This is a genomic window from Sphaerisporangium krabiense (assembly GCF_014200435.1).
Lineage (GTDB): Bacteria > Actinomycetota > Actinomycetes > Streptosporangiales > Streptosporangiaceae > Sphaerisporangium > Sphaerisporangium krabiense.
In genome coordinates, this window is sequence record NZ_JACHBR010000001.1 from 2,642,377 (window position 1) to 2,660,747 (window position 18,371).

The 18,371-nt window shown below is 66.8% G+C and carries 30 protein-coding genes and 1 tRNA gene; 6 read left to right on the forward strand and 25 right to left on the reverse strand.

What is annotated here, in order from left to right; genetic code table 11:
• Positions 1-24: 24 nt before the first annotated feature.
• From BJ981_RS11725 to BJ981_RS11825, 22 genes are all read right to left on the reverse strand, one after another.
• Positions 25-234, reverse strand: coding sequence for a hypothetical protein (locus BJ981_RS11725; RefSeq protein ID WP_184610723.1), 210 nt, complete (start codon positions 232-234; stop codon positions 25-27).
• Between the two features lie 210 nt (positions 235-444).
• Positions 445-1,068: a hypothetical protein gene (locus BJ981_RS11730; protein WP_184610725.1), complete on the reverse strand. Its 624-nt coding sequence runs from the start codon at positions 1,066-1,068 to the stop codon at positions 445-447.
• An 18-nt stretch (positions 1,069-1,086) separates the two neighbouring features.
• Positions 1,087-1,875 carry a hypothetical protein gene (locus BJ981_RS11735; protein ID WP_184610728.1) on the reverse strand — a complete coding sequence of 263 codons (789 nt, stop codon included), beginning with the start codon at positions 1,873-1,875 and terminating at the stop codon, positions 1,087-1,089.
• Entirely contained in the window at positions 1,872-2,102 is a 231-nt protein-coding gene (locus BJ981_RS11740; RefSeq protein WP_184610730.1) for a hypothetical protein, read from the reverse strand. Before BJ981_RS11740 ends, BJ981_RS11735 begins: the two co-directional genes overlap by 4 nt.
• Positions 2,099-2,293, reverse strand: a complete 195-nt coding sequence (locus BJ981_RS11745; protein ID WP_184610732.1) for a hypothetical protein — start codon at positions 2,291-2,293, stop codon at positions 2,099-2,101. The genes BJ981_RS11740 and BJ981_RS11745 overlap by 4 nt, the downstream gene beginning before the upstream one ends.
• An 88-nt stretch (positions 2,294-2,381) precedes the next feature.
• Positions 2,382-2,630, reverse strand: a complete 249-nt coding sequence (locus BJ981_RS11750; RefSeq protein ID WP_184610734.1) for a hypothetical protein — start codon at positions 2,628-2,630, stop codon at positions 2,382-2,384.
• A 69-nt stretch (positions 2,631-2,699) separates the two neighbouring features.
• Positions 2,700-2,825, reverse strand: a complete 126-nt coding sequence (locus tag BJ981_RS37970; protein WP_260324628.1) for a hypothetical protein — start codon at positions 2,823-2,825, stop codon at positions 2,700-2,702.
• 199 nt (positions 2,826-3,024) lie between these two features.
• On the reverse strand, positions 3,025-3,312 hold the full coding sequence (locus tag BJ981_RS11755; protein WP_184610736.1) for a MerR family transcriptional regulator: 288 nt from the start codon (positions 3,310-3,312) through the stop codon (positions 3,025-3,027).
• Positions 3,305-3,532: a hypothetical protein gene (locus BJ981_RS11760; RefSeq protein WP_184610738.1), complete on the reverse strand. Its 228-nt coding sequence runs from the start codon at positions 3,530-3,532 to the stop codon at positions 3,305-3,307. Before BJ981_RS11760 ends, BJ981_RS11755 begins: the two co-directional genes overlap by 8 nt.
• A complete protein-coding gene (locus BJ981_RS11765; protein WP_184610740.1) occupies positions 3,522-3,776 on the reverse strand; it encodes a helix-turn-helix domain-containing protein in 255 nt (84 codons plus the stop codon). The genes BJ981_RS11760 and BJ981_RS11765 overlap by 11 nt, the downstream gene beginning before the upstream one ends.
• Entirely contained in the window at positions 3,769-3,978 is a 210-nt protein-coding gene (locus BJ981_RS11770; RefSeq protein ID WP_184610742.1) for a hypothetical protein, read from the reverse strand. Before BJ981_RS11770 ends, BJ981_RS11765 begins: the two co-directional genes overlap by 8 nt.
• Positions 3,975-4,583: a hypothetical protein gene (locus BJ981_RS11775; protein WP_184610744.1), complete on the reverse strand. Its 609-nt coding sequence runs from the start codon at positions 4,581-4,583 to the stop codon at positions 3,975-3,977. Before BJ981_RS11775 ends, BJ981_RS11770 begins: the two co-directional genes overlap by 4 nt.
• Positions 4,580-5,050: a hypothetical protein gene (locus tag BJ981_RS11780; RefSeq protein ID WP_184610746.1), complete on the reverse strand. Its 471-nt coding sequence runs from the start codon at positions 5,048-5,050 to the stop codon at positions 4,580-4,582. The genes BJ981_RS11775 and BJ981_RS11780 overlap by 4 nt, the downstream gene beginning before the upstream one ends.
• A complete protein-coding gene (locus BJ981_RS11785; protein WP_184610748.1) occupies positions 5,047-5,670 on the reverse strand; it encodes a RuvC family protein in 624 nt (207 codons plus the stop codon). The genes BJ981_RS11780 and BJ981_RS11785 overlap by 4 nt, the downstream gene beginning before the upstream one ends.
• On the reverse strand, positions 5,667-5,843 hold the full coding sequence (locus BJ981_RS11790; protein ID WP_184610750.1) for a hypothetical protein: 177 nt from the start codon (positions 5,841-5,843) through the stop codon (positions 5,667-5,669). The genes BJ981_RS11785 and BJ981_RS11790 overlap by 4 nt, the downstream gene beginning before the upstream one ends.
• Entirely contained in the window at positions 5,840-6,100 is a 261-nt protein-coding gene (locus BJ981_RS11795) for a hypothetical protein (protein WP_184610752.1), read from the reverse strand. The genes BJ981_RS11790 and BJ981_RS11795 overlap by 4 nt, the downstream gene beginning before the upstream one ends.
• Positions 6,097-6,579 carry a hypothetical protein gene (locus BJ981_RS11800; protein ID WP_184610754.1) on the reverse strand — a complete coding sequence of 161 codons (483 nt, stop codon included), beginning with the start codon at positions 6,577-6,579 and terminating at the stop codon, positions 6,097-6,099. Before BJ981_RS11800 ends, BJ981_RS11795 begins: the two co-directional genes overlap by 4 nt.
• Complete coding sequence (locus BJ981_RS11805; RefSeq protein WP_184610756.1) at positions 6,576-7,157, reverse strand: hypothetical protein; 582 nt, start codon at positions 7,155-7,157, stop codon at positions 6,576-6,578. Before BJ981_RS11805 ends, BJ981_RS11800 begins: the two co-directional genes overlap by 4 nt.
• Positions 7,154-7,561: a DUF6197 family protein gene (locus BJ981_RS11810; RefSeq protein ID WP_184610757.1), complete on the reverse strand. Its 408-nt coding sequence runs from the start codon at positions 7,559-7,561 to the stop codon at positions 7,154-7,156. The genes BJ981_RS11805 and BJ981_RS11810 overlap by 4 nt, the downstream gene beginning before the upstream one ends.
• The gene (locus BJ981_RS11815) at positions 7,558-8,283 is read right to left on the reverse strand and encodes a hypothetical protein (protein WP_184610759.1); all 726 of its coding nucleotides are present in this window, start codon (positions 8,281-8,283) and stop codon (positions 7,558-7,560) included. The genes BJ981_RS11810 and BJ981_RS11815 overlap by 4 nt, the downstream gene beginning before the upstream one ends.
• A gap of 88 nt (positions 8,284-8,371) precedes the next feature.
• On the reverse strand, positions 8,372-8,671 hold the full coding sequence (locus tag BJ981_RS11820) for a hypothetical protein (protein ID WP_184610761.1): 300 nt from the start codon (positions 8,669-8,671) through the stop codon (positions 8,372-8,374).
• Positions 8,671-8,874: a helix-turn-helix transcriptional regulator gene (locus BJ981_RS11825; RefSeq protein WP_184610763.1), complete on the reverse strand. Its 204-nt coding sequence runs from the start codon at positions 8,872-8,874 to the stop codon at positions 8,671-8,673. Before BJ981_RS11825 ends, BJ981_RS11820 begins: the two co-directional genes overlap by 1 nt.
• Before the next feature lie 158 nt (positions 8,875-9,032).
• Between BJ981_RS11825 and BJ981_RS11830 the strand changes: the two genes are divergently transcribed.
• Together BJ981_RS11830 and BJ981_RS11835 are read left to right on the forward strand one after the other, a co-directional pair.
• Positions 9,033-9,560, forward strand: coding sequence for a hypothetical protein (locus BJ981_RS11830; RefSeq protein WP_184610765.1), 528 nt, complete (start codon positions 9,033-9,035; stop codon positions 9,558-9,560).
• A 150-nt stretch (positions 9,561-9,710) separates the two neighbouring features.
• On the forward strand, positions 9,711-9,956 hold the full coding sequence (locus tag BJ981_RS11835; protein ID WP_184610767.1) for a hypothetical protein: 246 nt from the start codon (positions 9,711-9,713) through the stop codon (positions 9,954-9,956).
• 98 nt (positions 9,957-10,054) lie between these two features.
• Here the strand turns inward: BJ981_RS11835 and BJ981_RS11840 are convergent, their stop codons facing one another.
• Positions 10,055-11,047: a tyrosine-type recombinase/integrase gene (locus BJ981_RS11840; protein WP_184610769.1), complete on the reverse strand. Its 993-nt coding sequence runs from the start codon at positions 11,045-11,047 to the stop codon at positions 10,055-10,057.
• A gap of 139 nt (positions 11,048-11,186) precedes the next feature.
• Here BJ981_RS11840 and BJ981_RS11845 point away from each other — a divergent pair.
• Positions 11,187-11,262, forward strand: a tRNA-Arg gene (locus BJ981_RS11845).
• A gap of 113 nt (positions 11,263-11,375) precedes the next feature.
• Here BJ981_RS11845 and BJ981_RS39625 read toward each other — a convergent pair.
• Positions 11,376-11,555 (reverse strand): tyrosine-type recombinase/integrase, encoded by a 180-nt coding sequence (locus BJ981_RS39625; RefSeq protein WP_184615945.1) that lies wholly within the window; start codon positions 11,553-11,555, stop codon positions 11,376-11,378.
• Between the two features lie 525 nt (positions 11,556-12,080).
• Here BJ981_RS39625 and BJ981_RS37975 point away from each other — a divergent pair.
• A complete protein-coding gene (locus tag BJ981_RS37975) occupies positions 12,081-12,203 on the forward strand; it encodes a hypothetical protein (RefSeq protein ID WP_260324629.1) in 123 nt (40 codons plus the stop codon).
• A gap of 411 nt (positions 12,204-12,614) precedes the next feature.
• Positions 12,615-12,830, forward strand: coding sequence for a DIP1984 family protein (locus tag BJ981_RS11855; RefSeq protein ID WP_204070385.1), 216 nt, complete (start codon positions 12,615-12,617; stop codon positions 12,828-12,830).
• A gap of 582 nt (positions 12,831-13,412) precedes the next feature.
• On the opposite strand, the gene BJ981_RS11860 is transcribed toward BJ981_RS11855, so the two are convergent.
• A complete protein-coding gene (locus tag BJ981_RS11860; protein ID WP_184610771.1) occupies positions 13,413-16,808 on the reverse strand; it encodes a tetratricopeptide repeat protein in 3,396 nt (1,131 codons plus the stop codon).
• 1,134 nt (positions 16,809-17,942) lie between these two features.
• Here BJ981_RS11860 and BJ981_RS11865 point away from each other — a divergent pair.
• Positions 17,943-18,359 carry a hypothetical protein gene (locus tag BJ981_RS11865; protein ID WP_184610773.1) on the forward strand — a complete coding sequence of 139 codons (417 nt, stop codon included), beginning with the start codon at positions 17,943-17,945 and terminating at the stop codon, positions 18,357-18,359.
• The last annotated feature ends 12 nt before the right edge of the window (positions 18,360-18,371 follow it).

Consider the following 18,371-nt stretch of genomic DNA (forward strand, 5'->3'; position numbering starts at 1 on the left):
GTGCCTGCCAGTCGGGCGGGGGGCCTACTCCCCTTCGGGCAGGAGCGCCCGTACCTTCTCGGCGGCCTCTTCGAACGCGGTGTGCGCCCCGTCGAGCGCTCGCCACGCCTCCGCCAGCTCGGTGTCGCCCTCAGGCAGGTCGTTGACCTTGATGCCGTACTCCAGCGCCTCGTACAGGCCGCCCTCCCAGGCGACCTTGAAGGCCACGTCCTGGCGGCTGTCGAATCGGCTCACGGTTGATTCCTTTCGGTTGAGCAAGGGGCGAGGCCCCTGCGCCACCCCCTCCCGAGGAGTGGCGCAGGGGCCGGGTTCCCGCGCTGGCCGCTTCCCCGCGACCGGCGGGAACAGGGGCCCGCGCCATGCCGGCCACCGCGAGACGGCGGCACGGCGCGGGGGCGGGGGCGCCGGGCGCTGTAACCGGTCGACGCCCCCACGATCGGAAGATCAGAGCTTCAGTGCCGCCCGCTGCTCGGGCGTCAGGCTGGCCAGCGCGGCCTGGAGCGCCCCCGCGTCGACGTCGGCCGGGGCCGGCGCCGGGGCAGGCGCAGGCGCCGCCTGCTGGGCGGCCTGCTGCTGGTCGAGGACGTTGTACCTGTTGTCCACCGCAGCGGCCGGGGCCTGCCCGCCGTTCAGGAAGTCGTTCGCGGCGGCGGCCGACGGCGGGGTGTACGTCGCGCTGTACAGCTTCGGCGGGTTGAAGCCCCTCTTGGTCGCCTCGCCGTCCCCGGTGTAGGTGATGGCCAGCGTGCCGCCGACCTCCAGCCCCTTCGCCCCGGCCCGGCGCACCGCCTCGCGCACCGCGGCGAGCATCTTGGCCTTGATGTAGAACGTGCGCTCGCCGTTGTCGTCGTCGACCTCCGGGTCGCGCAACGTCGTCTGGACGGTGACCAGGAGCTGCTGCATCGGCTTGCCGTCGTTCCAGAACTTCGGCTCGCCGGTGTTCAGGTCCTTCTGCTGCTCGACGCGCGGCGACTGGGTGATCTGCCCGGACACGGTGGTGCCGACGACGTCGAACTTCGCGGCGGCGATCCCGCCGCCCATGAGGAACTCGTTGGCGGTCATGGTCATGGTTTCTGTGCTCCTTGGCTACTGTGCGATGAGATCGGTGAGGGACGAGTCCGGCGCCGTGGCGTCGGGGTGACCCGGGCAACCCCGGGCCAGGTCGGTGGAGCCCGGGGCGAGCCACGGGCAGGAACGGCACCAGGCGGGCGCGCGGCGCAGCAAGGGCAGCGCGGCGGCGCCCAGGGCCGAGGTGAGCTTGGCGATGCCGTCGACCTTGGACACGGTCTCCAGCGCGAGCGCCTGGTCGTACGGCTCATGCCAGAAGTGGCGCTGCTTCCACTCCTGGTCGCGGGGGAGGAAGTAGATGGCGACGTTCTTGACCGGGAAGCCGAGCTGCGCCCAGCCGGCGCCGTAGGTGTGGACCTGGCGCTGGTACTGGTCGCCGGGGCCCTCGGCCTTGTACTTGCGCAACGACGGCCCGCCCACGATCTTCCAGTCGATGACCGTGCCGTCCACGTACAGGTCGGTGGTGCCGTCGATGTCGTCGCCGTTCACCTGCCCGACGACGACCTTCTCCTCGACGTGGTATCGGGGGATGCCGTCCTCGCGGAACGAGGGCAGCGCGTGGTTGGCGAGGGCGAAGATGATCGTTAAGGCGTCGTGGACGGCGGTGCCGATGAACGGCTTCCAGGCCACCGTGCGCGAGGCGTTGGTCTCGGGGTGGCCGAGCAGCTTGTAGCCGAGGCGCAGGTCGCACGGGATGCCCATCTCGCTCGGCCCGATGCGCGTCTGAAGCGAGCGGGGCGCGTTGGCGATGGCGGACTCGATGACGCCGTCCAGCTCGGCGACGAGGGCCTCGACGGGCGTGCTCACTGGAGGGGTCCCTCGAACGAGGTGACCGTCTCCGGCGCCTCGTGCGCCACCTCGACCATGTGGGTGATGCCGTCGGCCGTGGCGATCGTCTCGGAGACCGGGGAGCCGAAGGTCGAGGTGAGGATCTCGCGAATCTCGGCGAGGTTCTCGGCGGGCACCAGCCAGACGGTGACCGTGCCGGACCCGTCGGGGTGGCGTTCGCCAAGGGCGAGCGTGCTGGGGATCATCGGGTCTTCTCCTTGCGGTACTCGTCCTCGGTGGCGGCGTCCAGCTCGGGCCCGCCGCGCACCGACACCCGGGTCTGCTCGGCCAACTCGTCGAACAGGGCGGGGTCGCGGCCGGCGAGCCGGGACAGCATGCGGATGTGCCAGTCACGGGACATCGAGCAGATGAGCTCCGTGCGCTCGACGGTGGTCACCGCGCCCCCCAGGCGGCCGCCGTGCGGGCGATCCTGGCGAGCCCGGCGGCCACGTACAGCAGGAAGCGGACGCGCAGCGGGAGGGCGATCACGGGGCGTTCTCCGCGGGCGGCGTCAGCGCGAGGACCACCCGGTAGGCGCGGCGCTCGCCGGGGTCGCAGATGATCCGGTCGCCCACCAGGTGGCCGTACATGCCGGTGACCTCGCCGCACTGCGAGCAGTGGTAGTGGGAGTCCGGCTGGTCGCAGCACGGGCTGTTCGCCTCGGTGAGCAGTTCGGGCCGGGGGCGGTCCTGCGGGCGGCCGAGGCCCAGCTCGGCCGGGTTGATCGCGTTCACGGAAGTCCTGCTTTCGGGAGGAGAGGGGAAGGAGGGGCGGCCCGTCCCCACGCGGGCCGCCCCGGGGGGCTACTCGCCGCGCGCCTGGCGGATCTGCTCCCAGAACGTGGCCCGGTCGGCGTCGGTGGCGAGGAAGCTCGCGAAGTCGTGCAGGTCGGCGTCGGGCTGGGCGGCGAGGGTCGCGGAAATGTTCATGGGTTCCTGCTTTCGGGAGGTGGTGTCTCGCGGTGTGTGCAACACGATACAAGTCGATACAATACGATGCAAGATGAGGCGAGGAAGTTTTTCGCCATCGCAGGAGGTGCCTACTATTTCAGCAGGTCAAACGGCGAGAAGCCAGACCTGGCACCTGTCGTCCGGCGCCGCGTCCGCGCGCAGAATCTGTGCAACTCGATCAGATCGGCGGCGGTGCGATCTTCAGCGTCAGCCCCTGGCCGAGCTCGACCTCGTCCAGCCCGAACGCCACCACCGTGCGTGCGACCGCGGCCGCCGGCGCCGTGTGCATCCCCGCGGCGACCAGCCGCGCCAGCAGGACGGCGATCGCCACCTCGGCCGCCGGCCACTCCTGTGGCGTGCCACGCCCGCGCGGGCGGGGCTGGAGCAGGCCCTCCTCGACCCAGCGCATGAGCGTGGTGCGCGGGACGCCCGTGGCCTCGACGACGGCCTTGGCGCCCCTAGTCACCGCGCACCTCGGCGTTGCTCTGCTCGCCCCTCGCCTCGGCCTCGCGGTCATCGAGGAGGTCCGCGAAGCTCCGGTCGTGCATCGCGGCGTGATATCCGTCGTCGACGCCCTGCCGATACAGCGCGGTGAGGACCTGCCGCCACACGTACACACGCTCGTGCGCGTTGGAGGACGCGGCACCTGCGAGCGTGCGCATCGCGTTGGTCAGGTCAGGCGCCATGGTGCACCTCGGCGCGTTGGCCCGGCTCGCCGAGCCAACGCAGAATGGTTGCGGCGTGCGACAGCACGCAGTTATGCCCTTTCTCAACGCGGTGGACAGTCGACGCGGCCAGCCCCATCCGTTTGGCTGCCGCACGCTGGGACAGTCCGCGCGCCCGGCGCGCCTCGCGAAGTAGCAGCGGTAGGGCGGCGATCACCTCAGCCAGCTCTGCGTACGGCGCCAGGTCGCCCTTCGGGCTAGCCACGGTGCACCTCGGCGCGCTGGCCCGGCTCGCCGAGCAGCGTCTCGACGAACCCGGCCACGCCCACGCAGGTGTCCCACGTCGACACCGTCACCCGGTCGCCGTCGCGCCGGGTGAGGGTCACGGTGGCCGAGCGGGGCAGGGCAGCGGTGAGCCCCCCGGCGGCGGGCGTGACGCCGAGGGGCTCGGTCGTGCGGGCCGTCATGCGGACCGCCTTTCTTCTTCGGGGGACATGGGGGCGGTCACGGCCAGCCACGCCTGCACGCGGACCTGAGTCTGTTTCGACAGCAGGCCGCGCCGCATGCTGTTGAGCGTCGAGCAGTTCGACCCGGCGGCTATGGCGACCTGGGACCAGGTCAAGCCGAGCAGTTCCTTGCGGGCCTTCATCTGCTCGTACAGCTCGCGGGCGTCCACGGGGCCGCTCGGGACATGTGTGAGGGTGGCTAGCCACCGCTGGGCCCGCTCGCACACATCAGGGGAGGCCGTCCCGTCGTGCAGGTCGGCGAGCGACCGCAACGTGAGCCGCATCTGAGCGCGAACGTCGCGCCAGGTGAACCCCAGCGCCGCCCGGCGGTCGTCGACCTGCGCGTGCAACGCCTGGACGGCGTCGTCCCCCCGAACCGACGGTTCGACGACTTCGCCGAGCAGGACGACCCGGCCGCCCGTGTCGAGTTGCAGGCGGGGCTGGCGGGCGATGAGGCGGCCGATGGCGTGCGCCGGCCACCCGGTGAGCCGCTCGGTCTCCGCGATGGTGCGGCCGCCCGTGGTCAGGTAGGCCAGCACGCGCTCCGCGGACGCTGGGCCGGTCACGACGCGGCCTTGAGGGCGCGTTCGTACTTGCGCGCGGTGCTCTCGCTGATGCCGAGGCGCTTGGCCGCCTCCTCGACGGACTCGCCCCACGACAGCAACTCAGCGAAGTCCTGGACGCGGTACTCATAGGCGCGGCGGCGCGTCTCAAGGCCACGGCGCTGCGCCTCCAGCAAGGACGACGGGTCGCGCGGGAACTGCTCCAGCGTTCCGGCCACGCGGTGGCGGTAGTAGCAGACGCCGATCAGACCACGCCCGCGGTGCGGCCCCTCGGTGCCGCAGCAGACGCACTCGACGATCCGCCGGAGGTGCGGCGCACCGACACCAAGGCGTACCCGGGGAAACTGCTCCAACGTTCCGGCCGCGCGGTGGCGCATGTAGCAGGCGCGGTCGAGGCCGCGGGCGATGAGCGCGCCCTCGGTGCCGCAGCACGCGCACGCGCCGATCGAGCGGTCCTGGGAGCCCATCACGACGACTCCGGCCAGGCGACAGAGCCCAGCGCGGCCCGCTGCGCGGCGGGCAGCTCGACCAGAAGCTCGCCGAGGTGGTGGTGGCCGGCCGCGGCCAGCCACCAGGCGTCCACCTCGTTGTCGTCGCGCAGGTCGATCCCGGTGCGCTGGAGCAGCGCGACGCGCATGTCGGCCTTGGTGGCGTTGCCCCGGCCGGTGGCGTACTTCTTCAGCACGCTCGGCGGGACCACGGCGACGGGCAGCTTGTACAGGTCGAGCTCGTAGCGGATCAGCCACCACAGGCCGGCCGCCTCGTGGTGCCCGGCGCCCGACATCGACCCGTAGGAGGGGCCCTCGACGACGACGAGTTCGGCGCCGTCGATCTGGTCCCCCACGGCGGCGTAGATGTAGCGCAGGCGCTCGGTGCCGCGCAGGTCGCCGGGGCGGATCCGCGAGGTGTGCCGGGGCGCGGACAGGTCGGCCACGCCGGTGGCGGTAAGCGACAGGTCCAGTCCGACGACGGACCGCTTGGGGGCGTGGTCGTCGCACGGCTCGGTCTCGACCGGCATGGCGCACACGTTGCACACGAAGCCGCCGGGCGGCACGGAGGTGTCCCAGACGGGGGCGTAGAGGGCGGTCACGACAGCGCCACCATCCTCGGGCCGACCAGCATGCGCGCCGCGGCGTAGGTCGCCAGGGCGGTGGTGACGCCGCAGGCGAGGGTGAGGGTCCAGTGCCGCCGCCGGGCGGCCGCCACCGCGATGAGGGAGGCAGCCGTCGCGGCGGTGACCGCGATGAGGATTCCGGAGGTCACGGCGTGGTCCCGTTGATGACGCGGGCGACGGCGAGCTCGAACTCGGCAGTCGGGAGCGCCTTGTCGCCGAGATCGGCGAAAAGGTCCAGGCGGGCCGCCGCGTCATCGAGGAGGGTGGCGAGCGGTTCACGGGCGCGCAGCAGGTTGCCGATCAACTGGACGAGTGCCGGGTTGGTGGTATCGCCCTCGATCGAGCCATGGTGCTCGGTGCCACGCAGCTTGGCCGCGGCGGCACGCAGCTCCTCGGCCGGGGTCACGACGCGCTCCGGGGCTGGTCGATGACGGCGAGGATGTCCTTGGCGTATCGGCCTGCCACGCCGTTCGGCGAGCACCAGTACCGGAAGTCCTCGTCGATGAACCTGCGGATCCGCTCGATCTCCGCCACGAGCGCCGGCACGTCCGTACGAGCATGGACGATGAACTCGGTGTCGGCCGGTTCGATGATCCCGCCCGCCTCGTAGTCGTAGTTCCCCGCGACCACCTCGCCGTTGGAACCGGTGATCTTGTGGTCCGGCTCGTACGGGTTGGGGTCACGGTGGCGATGCGCCGGCATCATCCGGCCGTTGATGTTGGCGTCGCCTGACCACACGGGGTCGCCGAGGCGGCAGAAGGCGCACTGTCCTGGAGGCATGCCGAACCCGACCCCTGCGGTCAGGTAGACGTCCCCGCGTTCCCACGGTCCGGCGCTGGCAGCGTTGACGCGCGCCTTGATGGCGTTCAGCTCTTCGGGGGTCACGATCCACCGTCCCTGGCGTACGGGTCGCGGCCGACCGGCTCGCCGTCGGCCCGGCCCAGCGTGACGCCCTGCTCGGCGGCGTGCTCGCGGTGAGCCTCCTCGAACGCCTGGAAAGCGCCCTCCTGGCCAGGCGTCCACCCGGGCGGCAGGACCTGTGTCGAGCTGAGCACCCGCCCCTCGACCTGCGGGATCGGCGGCACCTGCCCGGCCGGGCTCGGCGCCTCTGGCGCCTGGCATCCTTCGGGGGAGTGGGCGACGCCCGGCACGCCCGGCAGGCCACACGCGCACGGCCGCGCGGGCGGCTCCAGGCGGCCGCCCGTGGAGTACTGGGCGATGCTCTCGGTAAACGAGCCGGGCAGGGACGAGTGCGCCTTGTGGGCGTCGGCGTAGTTGTGCAGCGTGCGCCACCCCTCGGCGACCTGCTCGGACTCGCCGAGGGTGGCCTTCAGCGTGTCGACGACGACGCGGGGACAACGGGACACGGCGTAGTCGACGAGCGCCTGCCAGCCGCGGACGATGTCCTCGGCGTTGTCGAGCTGGCCGCGCAGGTGACTGGCGTGGACGTCGGTGAACATCACGCGGCCTCCTCGGCGTCGAGGTCGTCGGCGGTGGCGTTCAGGGCGTCGATGACCTGCTGGTCGGTGCGGTCCTCGGCGTCGTTCCAGTGGCCGATGATGCTGATCACCGTCTCGGCGGACAGCGGCTCCGGGGAGAAGTTCAGGCCGAGGTGGCCGATGAGGGCGCGCCCCGCCTCGACGGCCAGGGGGCCGGTCTCCTCCAGGAACGGCATGCAGGTGGTGACGTCGGCCCCGGCGGCGAAGCCGAGGGCGCCCGCGGTGCACATGCGGCAGCGGTCGACGGGCACGCCGTCGTCCTCGTGCTGCGCGAAGTCGAGGTAGGTCTCCCGGTTGCGCCCGTTGGCCTGGATGAGCTCGGCGGCGCGGCGCAGGACGGACTGCGGGGTGATCGTCGGGGTGCTCACGACTGCGGCTCCTCGACGATCGTGACCCGGAAGTCGGCGGGGGCGAGAGCGGTGTCGGCGGCGCAGTGGCCGCCGATGTCCTGGTAGCGCACGCTCACCTCGTCGTGGTGCTCGCCCGCGTCCAGAACGGAGAACACACGAACCGGCTCGCCCGCGTTCCACTTCGGGGTCTGCACGATCGTGCCGGGGGCGACGCCCGCGATCGGCACGGGCTCCGGCTCGTCGACGGGCCACCGCTCGTCCTCGGCGGTGCGGGCGGCCGCCCTGCGCAGCAGGGCGCCGATCTCGGGGGAGTCGCCGCCAGCCTCGCGCAGCCGCCGGCGGATCTCGGCGGCATCATCGTCAACCGGCTCGCGGTGCACCAGCTCGACAAGCACGTGCCGCCGGTGGACCTCCTCGGGGATGTCGTAGCCGTACGCGGCCCGCTTCGAGGTCTTGACGGTCGCCATCAGGAGTGGCGTGCCGTCGCCGTCGAGGTCGCTGTCGACCAGCGTGGCGAACCACAGGTCGCCGTCGGCGTCGCGCCACAGGTCGCCCGCCTGGACGCCCCCGGCCGGGGCGAGGCGCGTGATGGTGGCCCCGGGCTGGTCGATGGGGATCGGCAGGCATCGGCTGTATGCCTGGTCGTTGTCGTGGGCGACGTGCAGCACGCCGTCGGCGACGTGGTAGACGGTCGTCTCCAGCGTGATGCGGAGGCGCTCGCCGGGTCGATACTCTTGCATGTGGGACTGCTCCATTTCCTTGACCGGTCAAGTCGGTGTGGGGTGGTGCCGGCGGGCCTCGGGTCGTGGCGACGACCAGGGGCCCGATCTACGCCGAGCGGCGGATACGCCGGGCGCGGGGCGTGATGTCGGCCTTCTTCGCCTTGCGCGAGGCCGCGGAATTCTTGGCGAGCTGCGACATGTACGCGCTGCGGCGGCTGGCGGCGGCGAGGGGGATCTCCTCTTCGCAGACGATGCCCTCCTCGCGGATGACGCGCTCCCAGTAGGCGAGCTGGCCGCGGTTGGCCTCGGTGGCGGGGCGCGTGCGCTCGGCGCGGACCGGGGTGCGGGACCACGAGATGTTCACGGCGATGCGCGCGGCGGTGCTGCGCTGCTGCGGGGTGGACATCAGGAGGCCGCCTTGATGGCGCGGTCCCGCTCGTACTGCTCGTAGGCGGCGACGGGGATGCGGACACGGCCCGGCTTGGCGGGGTGGTTCTTGATGGCCCTCAGGCGGCCGTCGCGAATCGCGCGGGTGATTGTGAGGCGGGACAGCTTCAGCTTTATGCAGACCTCGTTGATCGTGTAGTACTCGTCCTCGCTTGCTTCCATGAGGGAGCCTCACCTTGTACTCTGGTGGATCTGTCTAACGATCTAACACGGTACATCTCGATTATCCACGATGCAAGACGATCCAAGAGATGTCCGATATCGGCCCGATAGGCAATGTAGGCGTGCCTAAGTTGCTGCAACGTGATACAACTTGATACATGAGCGAGGGTATTGAAGCCCCCGCGCGGCCGTTCTGGCAGCGCATGGAGCGCGAACGCAATCAGCGGGGCTGGTCGAAGCTCGAGCTGTACGAGAAGGTGCGCGAACAGCTCGGCGGATCCTTCTCGCGCATGACCCTGGACCGGCTCCGCACCCAGAAGCGCCCGCCGGCCGCCACCACCATCAACGCCATCGCCGAGCTGCTCGACATCCCATTGCCTGAAGCCCACGTGCTCGCCGGCCTCATTGAGACGAACGACATCCCCACCGAGCCGCACGGGGTCTCCGTCGAGCCGTCCGATTTCGCCGGTCCGGTGCCGGACGTCGTCTACGACCCTGAGATCGCCCGCCTGTACGAAGCGCTGCCGCCAGAGCGTCGTGAGCTTCTGGAACGCGTGCGCGAGAAGACCCGCACGCGCCTGGAACGTCAGTGGCTCCGCGCACATCAGGATCTAGAGGAGGCTCGCCAGGACTTCGCTGAGCTGGTGCGGGCCGAGGCTGAGCGGTCTCAAACCGACGAAAAATGACGAAATCGGTCCGCCGATTCGTTGATTTTTCAATAAAACACCGTTCCAAACGAGAGTATCCTCCCGTGTGCTTGTGCGGATTCAGCGCGTGATTCGCCGTTTGGGGGCGGCAAACTCATTTGCGCGCAAACGAAAACGGGAGGTCAGAAAGTGCGCGCCATCATCGCGGGCGCGATCCTCGCCTGGATCATCACCATCGGATACATCCCCCTGACGATCATCCTATGTCTGCACGAATGGGAATCCCTCCAGCGTGCAACCCTCGCCATCGCAAGCGTGCTAACCATCATCGCGTTCCACCGCGGCGGCGGTGAGTACAAGATGGGCTACAGCCGAGGCTGGCTCGACCGCGACAGCGGAATCAGACGGCACCGATGGTTCCGTCGTCGTCGATGAACACAACTCTCCGGCATCCGCCACCGCGAGCCTGACGCGCGGATGCGGGCCGGCCACGCTCGCATATCGCGGTGCGAGCGCGGCCACAGGCCCGTCCTTCAGAGCCGATCGCCCGGCGACAACCTCCGATGTGCCTCGCGGGCCCGCTCATCGCTCAGCTCCTCGCTGTAGCGGCCCACCATCCCCGGGGTCTTCCAGCCCAGGATCCGCTGCACGTCCCCCTCGCTCGCCCCCGCCTTCAGCAGGTTGTGCGTGGCCGTCCCCCGGAAGCGGTGCGGATGCACCACCCCCTCGATGCCGGCCTCCTCTCCGCGCCGCCGCAGCATGCGGTACACGCCCGCGTGGCCGAAGTGCTCGGTGCCCCGGCCCTGGACGCCCAGCCACAGCCACGGCGAGACCCGCGCCTTGGCGTGCGCCGAGCGCGCGCGGATGTAGCGGTCGAGCGCCGAGGCCGCCTTGGCACCGATCGGCGCCCAGTGCTCGTCCCCGCCCTTCAGCGTGATCCGCAGCCGCCGCCCGCGCAGGTCGACGTCCTCCACTCGGAGGTTGGCCAGGCCGCTCTTGCGGGCTCCGTTGTCGTAGAGGATCCAGACGATCGCGCTGTCGCGGCGTGCCTCGAACCCAGTGCCGGCGCACGTCTTCAGCAGCGCGCGGACCTCCTCCTCGGAGAGGTACTTGCGGATCTTGCGGGACACCTTGGGACGGTCGGACTTGTGCACCGGCGAGGGCTGGGTTCGCTCGGCCTGCTCCGGCGCGCACATCCAGTTCCACCACACGCCCAGGTTGCGGAAGCGAACGTCGGCGCTCGCCGGGCTGGTGCGCTCGATCTCGGCGCGCAGGAAGGCGCGCACGTGCTCGGCCTGCACGCCCTCGGCGTCGGTCGGGTAGCTGTTGCCGGCCAGGAAGGCGATGAACGCCTTAGCGGTGTCGGTGTAGGAGCGGACGGTCCGCGGCGACTTGTTGGCGGCCTCCAGGGCGAGCGTCCAGGAGTCGAGCAGGGTCTCCAGGTCCGCGCCGCGCGGCACGGCGGGCGCGCGGCGCCCGGGTCGCCGGCGCGTGCGGGAGGGGTCGAACGAGATCACTTCGGCCATGCCAGAGCCTCCAGAGGGGGAGCGCTACGGCCTATCGATTTGCCGTGCGCTGCCTGGAAGTAATACGCTCTAGCAGCGACGTACGACGGGGCGGGAACCTCCACGGAGGAGGAAACCGCAGGTCAACGGGGCAAAACGAGCGGCCGTAGCTCAATGGATAGAGCATCTGACTACGGATCAGAAGGTTAGGGGTTCGAGTCCTCTCGGCCGCGCCAGCTAGAAAGGCCCGTCACCAGGGAAAACCCGGGACGGGCCTTTCGCTTTGTCCGGACAATCTTCGGATCTTGCTAACACGCTTGCTAACGGGGAGCCACCAGGTGGCTCCCACCTACTCCCCAACCGCCTGCGCGAACACATCAGCCGCGGACGCCTCCGCCGCCCTGATCACGTGCGCGTAGACCCGAAGCGTGATGGACGGGTCCGCATGCCCAAGCCGAGCGGCGACCACATGCACTGGGACACCGGCCAGAAGCAGAGTCGTCGCGTGAAGGTGCCGAAGGTCATGCAGCCGCGCATGGGGTAGTGGGTTCTTGGGGTTGGTGCCCTGCTGGGTTGTTGTAGCGCTTGATCACTGTCGCTATGAGCGAGCTCACGGTGTCGGGATGGATCGGCTCACCCCATCCGGTGGTGAACACGTAGTCGTCGGTCCCTCGCCACTCCTTGCCGACGGCGAGCTTGTCGGCGGCCTGCCGTCAGCGCTGCTCCCGCAGTGATTGCACGGTCCCGTCGTCCAGGCTGACGATGCGCTTGTGCCCGCTCTTGGTGGTGCCCTCGATCCGCTCACCGTCGACGAACGCCGCCGACCCTTGATGGTGATCTGCTTGCCGTCCAGGTCCACGTCAGACCACCGCAGACTCAGCAGCTCCCGCGGCGAGCCCCGGTGTAGGCGGCGACGTGGAAGAAGGTGCCGGTGCGGGTGTAGGCGATGGCGTTGGTAGCCAGCTCGCTGTGATGAGCTCGGCGTCGGGGTGGTCGGGGAGGTGGGTGCGGGCGAAGCGGCGGGCTTCGCGTACCTGGTCGGTACTTCCGGGGAATGTGTGGAAGCCTCACCGACATCTGGGACCTCGGCCACCGCCGCATCGGCGAACTCGAAGTCGCCCTGATCTACATCGGCACACCCCACCCAGGCGACACCCTCACCAACGACGGCGCTTGAGACGTCGTCCAGAACTACGAGGTTCGGGCAGCTCGAACGCCCCAGCACACTAAATCAGCCGAGTCCTCGAGCTGTCGGACCTCGGTTGTGCTTGACGCTTCGGCCCCGCCTGAAGCTTTACATGATCACGACGTGGCGTGCCGGCACGGTGGTGCCGGGCTGGGTGTCCGTACGGCCGACGTTGCGAGCCATCGGCGATCCGTGAAGCAGCGCGGCGCCAGAGGGTGTGGTTTCCGGTGCCCTGCCCGTTGACGCAGCCGCGTCGACGAAAACGGAAGGCGCTGGCCGATCTTCAGTGCCCATAATGGTTGACATGAAGCTTGCTGAGGCACTTGCGCTTCGCGCGGATGCGGCGCGCCGCGCCGAACAACTGCGCGCCCGCATCGCCGCCAGCGCCCGCCCCGCCGCGACGTGCTGCGGCTGCGGCACGCCACAGTCACCTCCGCCGCGGACTCCGCCGCCGGTGACGGGCAGCGTGGGTTCCGGCAGCTGCGCTCGGAGCTGAAGATGATCCCGGCCCTGCCGGTGGCCGCGCTGCGCGCCGAGTCCGACGACCTCGCCCGGCAGGTACGCGAGGTCGACACGCTCATCCAGCGCACCAACTGGGAGGTCGACCTGCTGGACTGACAATTCAGGTGCGGAGCAGGTAGCCGACGTGGGGGTGTGCACGAACCCGCGAGCCGGCGGGCAATCCGGCTCACTCCTGGCGCGCCGAGGGCAGGCGCAGGCGTTCGACTCCCCGAGACACACACCGCATGCCCAGCACACCGCACAGGTGACGGCGCACAGGGCACGGCACACCACCGGGTGCAGATCCACGATGGCGAGGGCGGGCAAGGGCACTCCGCACCCCGATCACACGGCCACTGCTCAGCCATGACATCAGAGATCCGACGACCGTATCCGGCAAACATCCGCTCATGCCGCAAGTCCCACACCCAGCACGACTACGGGTTGATCACGTCAAACCCTCCACCGAGGCTGCAGAGTCAGGCATCAACCGAAGCAGGACAGCCGAGGCCTCGAGTCTGGATGAGGACTTTCTCTACGTCCTCAAGGGCAGCCCGCCTGCGGCGGCCTGCTGCGCGGTCACTGGCCGCCTGCTGCTCTCCGGCCGGTCGCGGCCAGCACCGCCCACGCGCGCGAAACCGCCAACAGCAACGGACACGGGGCAGACGCTCAGGGGGGAGATCGACCAGCCGATCCGATTTAGTCGAGAATAGTCATATTCCGAAGGAAACTGGGAGGGGCTCCTTCCAACCGTCGAGCAAGTTCAGCGATCTCTATAGCGACTCGCTGCATCTCGTCCCATAGTTCAAATTCTCGAAGTCTGTCCATAAGGTTTCCTAGAACATGGAGCAACGTCTGATCGCCCGCCACCCCATCGATCGCCCTCAGAGATCGTGCAGCTTTGACGGCCTTGCGGGCATAGCGCAACGCTTCGCGCTGATCCCCCATTTGAGCATGAGAACATCCCGCATTGTCGAGTGTCCGCGCATATTGCTCTAGATAGCCTGCCGGATCTCTACTCGCCAATTCACTATAGATTTCTATGGCCTGCAGTTCGCAATCTAAAGCATCTCGCGGCTTGCCAGATTCAGACAAACTTATGCCGAGATCCACGAGCACTCCTCCAATCGATCCTGAATGCAGCTCGGGCCCGGCCACAGATAATGACTTGAATAGATCAAGAGCTTCATGGCTACAGGGTATTGATTTACCGTAGTCACTAATTGCTGCGTACCGCTTCCCAAGTGATGCTAGCATATGGGCCAACGTACTAGAATGACGTCCTGGATTCATAGCGTCTAGTTCTCGATAGGCGTTTACGGCCTCGACGGTAATGAAAAGTGCTCTTTCGTGATAACCTGAAACCGAAAGTATCGTTCCGAGAGTCGTGAGACATTTAGCCCAATCTTCAGTGTATACGTTTGGATCGCTTCTGCGATAGGTTAGGAAGATATTTAGCGACTCCTCTGCTGTCTGCAGAGCGCCCGCTAAATCATTGCTGGAGGCCTGGCTTGACGACAGATTCATAAGAGCTCGACCAAGGTCGATATTGAAACGTTCGACCTCGCCAATTTTCGTCAGATCCTTATAAATATCAACACCCCTCGCGATGGAAGCCAGGGCTTCACTATGACGGCCAGCCCGTCTCCTCAATAGGCCCGTGTGCACATATATCTGAGCAAGAAGCCCTCCGTGAGCCAGTCGGTCGACAGAAACCAGCTCGCGAGCAATGTCCATGGCCTCGGACATTATTGATATTGCGTCCTGCATGCGATGCTCAAGCTTGCTGAGGGTCATGGCGTAGTTGATTAAGCTATTTGCCAGCGTGACATCATGTCGATTGGGATATGCCCTAGAAAGTCCCCTTAGAAGCTGGACCCCATCCTCGATGCTTGCTATTGCTTCACGCTGACAGCGAAGCTCTGCAAGACAATTCCCTTGATTGATAAGTGCCGAAGCGTAGTTATATTGATGAACATCGGGAGACTCGGTTATAACGTCACGATATATAGCGACCGCCGTTCTTACCTGTTCGAGAGCATCCCTATGAAGACCACGGTCAGCCATTCGCGACGCGAGAGCCATTTTGGCTCCAGCGAGCTCTGCTTGATGATCACCTGGATGGTCCGCCTCGGATGCCTCTAGCAACTGCACTGCTTCGCGAGCGAGCGCGAGAGACTCCTCGGAAGGGCTCAAGAGGTTTGAAAGATTGCAAAGGCTAACAGCCAACTCTGGCTGATGCCGTCCGGATAGTTGGACAATCTTTCTCCTTATTCTTACAGCCTCTCGAAGGAACCATACCCCCTTGTCGTCCACCCCCTTTTGGGACAGCACCGTGCCTAGGTTATTGACGATCCTGCCGAGCTCCGATATATCGAGGGATGGGGATTGAGCCCTATTTGCATAATATTCAAGGGCCAGTGTTGTGTGCGTTAGTGCGCCATCAAGATCTCCAGCTCTCAAATCTAGTGCACCTAAGACTCGATGCCAATATGCCTTTTGGTTGCCCCCCATATTATCGAGGTGCTCTGCAAGCATCTTCTCGACAACATGACGGCTCGCGTCGAGTAGGCTAGAGCTTTCCCAAGGTAGCGCATTGGCCATAAATTCGAGATCATCATGAGTAAGGACTTTTCTTTTCAGTGAGGCATGGAGAGCCTTCCCAGCATGAGTGCCGCCCTGAAGCGCTACCGACACGATTTGGTTGATCTGATACGGCACACTCGCCTCCACGGCACGAGCCAATATCCCGTATGCCTTGTCGTGATGACTGCAGGCTCGCGAGAGAAGGGTTAGCGCACGTTTCACCTGTAGAGGCGTCAAACTGGTGAGGCATAGTCGAACCAATTCCGAAGACTTGATCAATTGATCGACAACATGCCGCTCAGCAAGCAGATCGGGCCGCAACATCCCAACTGGTTCCCTGACTCCGGGGTATATCTGGCGCAGCCATCGCACCACCGCACCGATTCGCATGTCATCCGCTCGTGCGAGGTCGGGCACCAGTCTCACCACAGCCCGCACAGCCTCCTCATCATGATCTCGAGGATCCAGCAGGAGCGCCACAGCAGCGATCACCTGCTGCAGCACCGCGAGATCCATCCCCACCCCGGCACGCCGGGCGGTCTTGTCCCACAGTCGTCGCTCGTGCCCAAGCAACCGCTCCAACACCCCGAACTCCGCAGCAGCGCGTCCTCCCGCTGTGCCCTGTTCCTGGTCCAGCACCGCCACCAGCGCTGCAGCATGCAGCACCAAGACAGGCAACCGCTCCTCCGAATCCACGGTGAACGTCACCTGGGGCACTGGGCATCCAAGTGCAGCGGCGAAAGAAGGCAATGCCTCTTCAATCACTTGAAGGTCTTCGCGATTGGTATCCAAGGCCGGCGCCAACTCCAACACCGAAGTACGAGCCACCAGATCCCGAACTGCATGTGATTCGGTGTCTAGCTCAGTCCACCATTCACCAGCTTGTCGAGCCAACAGCAGTACCCGCAGCCGGCTCGCATGCCCAGCAGCTTCCAAACGGGCTACTTCAGTCAGCATCTCCGCCAGTTCGGACCGGGTCTCTGCGTAATCGACCAAGAGCAACACCCGCTGATTCATCTGGGCGGCCGCCCGGAGGGCCTCTACCTCGCGTCCCTGCCGAACTGGCAAGTACTCCCACTCCTCAAACGGCAGGGACTCGGCAAGATGCAGGGCCAACCGAGTCTTCCCCACCCCGCCCTGACCAGTCAGCAACCACACCGGACACGCATCTTCATTGCCGCACCAACCAGTCAGCGACTTCAACTCTTCTACACGCCCAGCGAACATCACCGCCCCACGCTCGGGACGCAACAGTTCCGCTACGCTTACACCTGCCGCAGCCACCTCACGAGTGGCCACCAAGGCCTCCCGACGCTTCTCCTCCTCCACGATCGCGGCCTGTTCAGCCGCTTTTATGGCCCGTCGTGCAGCGAGCCACTCGCTGACGTACGACCCGGCAGCCCCCGCCGCGATGACCCCAATGGTTGCTAATAGCAACTGCACCGCCAGAGGCCAGGTGGAGGGTGCCAACGGCACCACCGCCGCCACCACACCCACGACCATCAGCATGAGTACGAACCCGAACGGCCGCCGCCTGCGGCGTCCCTTTCCCATGCCTTAAGGATCGCCACTAATCGAGATCAACAAGCTTGAACATCTAGTCGCTTCAAGATTGTGACCAAGCACTGCAAGGGAACCACTGCAAGATGGGAGGTCTGGACACGTCTCGCAGATGCCAATTGGCAGCCGGAACAATCCGTACACACTGCTACCCAAGCCGTGTACAGGCAAGACCGCCGCGCCGTTCCTGGTGCTTGGGCCTTGGGGGCCCTGCACTCCGGGTCGGCTTGCTATCGAATGATCGTGTGGCCGTCGGGGGGTTGGTTGGGTAAGCTCGATGCGGGAGTCTCGCGACCTCCATCCCATGGACCGGAGCACTCACCCCCGCGAATTCTTCTGCCACAACATCTCGCCGTTCCCAGGCAAGCACCCCCGGAACGAGGCGGACGGCCCAGGCCATCGATACGGTCTGTATACAAAGCCTGGACCAAGGTGTGGAATGCACACAGTCGATCTTGCTGACCATGTGCTTACAGCGGCTACGGACGTCGATGAGTGAGGGTAAACCACCGTTAGGTGCGGCGCAGGGCGGATGGCTGATCTGGACTGTGTTGGACAGCCTCGCTCCCGCTACAGATCAGATGGGGCAACACGGTGGCTGAGGCCCGTGACGATCGCGTACTTCGGCGCCCGTCTCACGGGCTGGGTGATCGCCGGCAAGGTCCTCCTCCGTCGGGCCTTGCCACTGGGTGACCATGTCTGAGGTGACAGCAACGTCCCCATACGTCGACGCACCCGCACCCCCCGTCCACACGCGCCTGACCACGGTCTCGCTCAGGCGAGCAGGGCGATTGCTCCGCCTGAAAAGCGGCAGGTCATCCTGTCGTATCACCCGACTCGGCAGGTACGGGACATGCACGAGATGATCCTGCAAAGCATGCGGACTATGCGGGACGTTCGGGCAGCTCACGCGAAACGAACGAGCCATACAGCCGCCGCTCTCAAAACGCGGGTGCCAGTCAGGCTGCCGCGCGCCTTTCGCTCCTCGGGCCTATCGATTCACATCCCTGTCGCAGACTACGCAACCGATCAGCCGCGCACAGCGTCACACGTCCATGATCCTGCTCGCGACCCGCCAAGACCTTGACCTTTGCCGGCATATGGAACTGGCTCACCCATCTGAACTATGGCGACGTCCCTACCTGGGTGGCGAGCGTCGGCACGGTCGGCGCCCTCTGGTTCGCCGCTTCGACGATCAAGCACCAGACGAAGCAGATGGAAGATGACCGCAAACGGCGCGACGAGGAGGAACGCCAGCGCAAGGTAGATGCGAAGAAGACTCAACTCGGCCAAGCACGCCAGGTGATGCGCGACGTCCAACCGCTCCAACCGAAAGACGAGGCCCTGAACGCACTCGTCCGACTGGTTTTTTGCTTTCCACGTTCACGCGGTGCCTTTCAGCTCTGTGGGAGCTACCGGCGGGAATCTTCCCAGGAGAGCTTCAGAGATCGTCTGCGTCGTCGGGTGTCAGGGGCAGTGGCCGCCCGGCCTTTCTGGTGAGCTTGGAGAGCA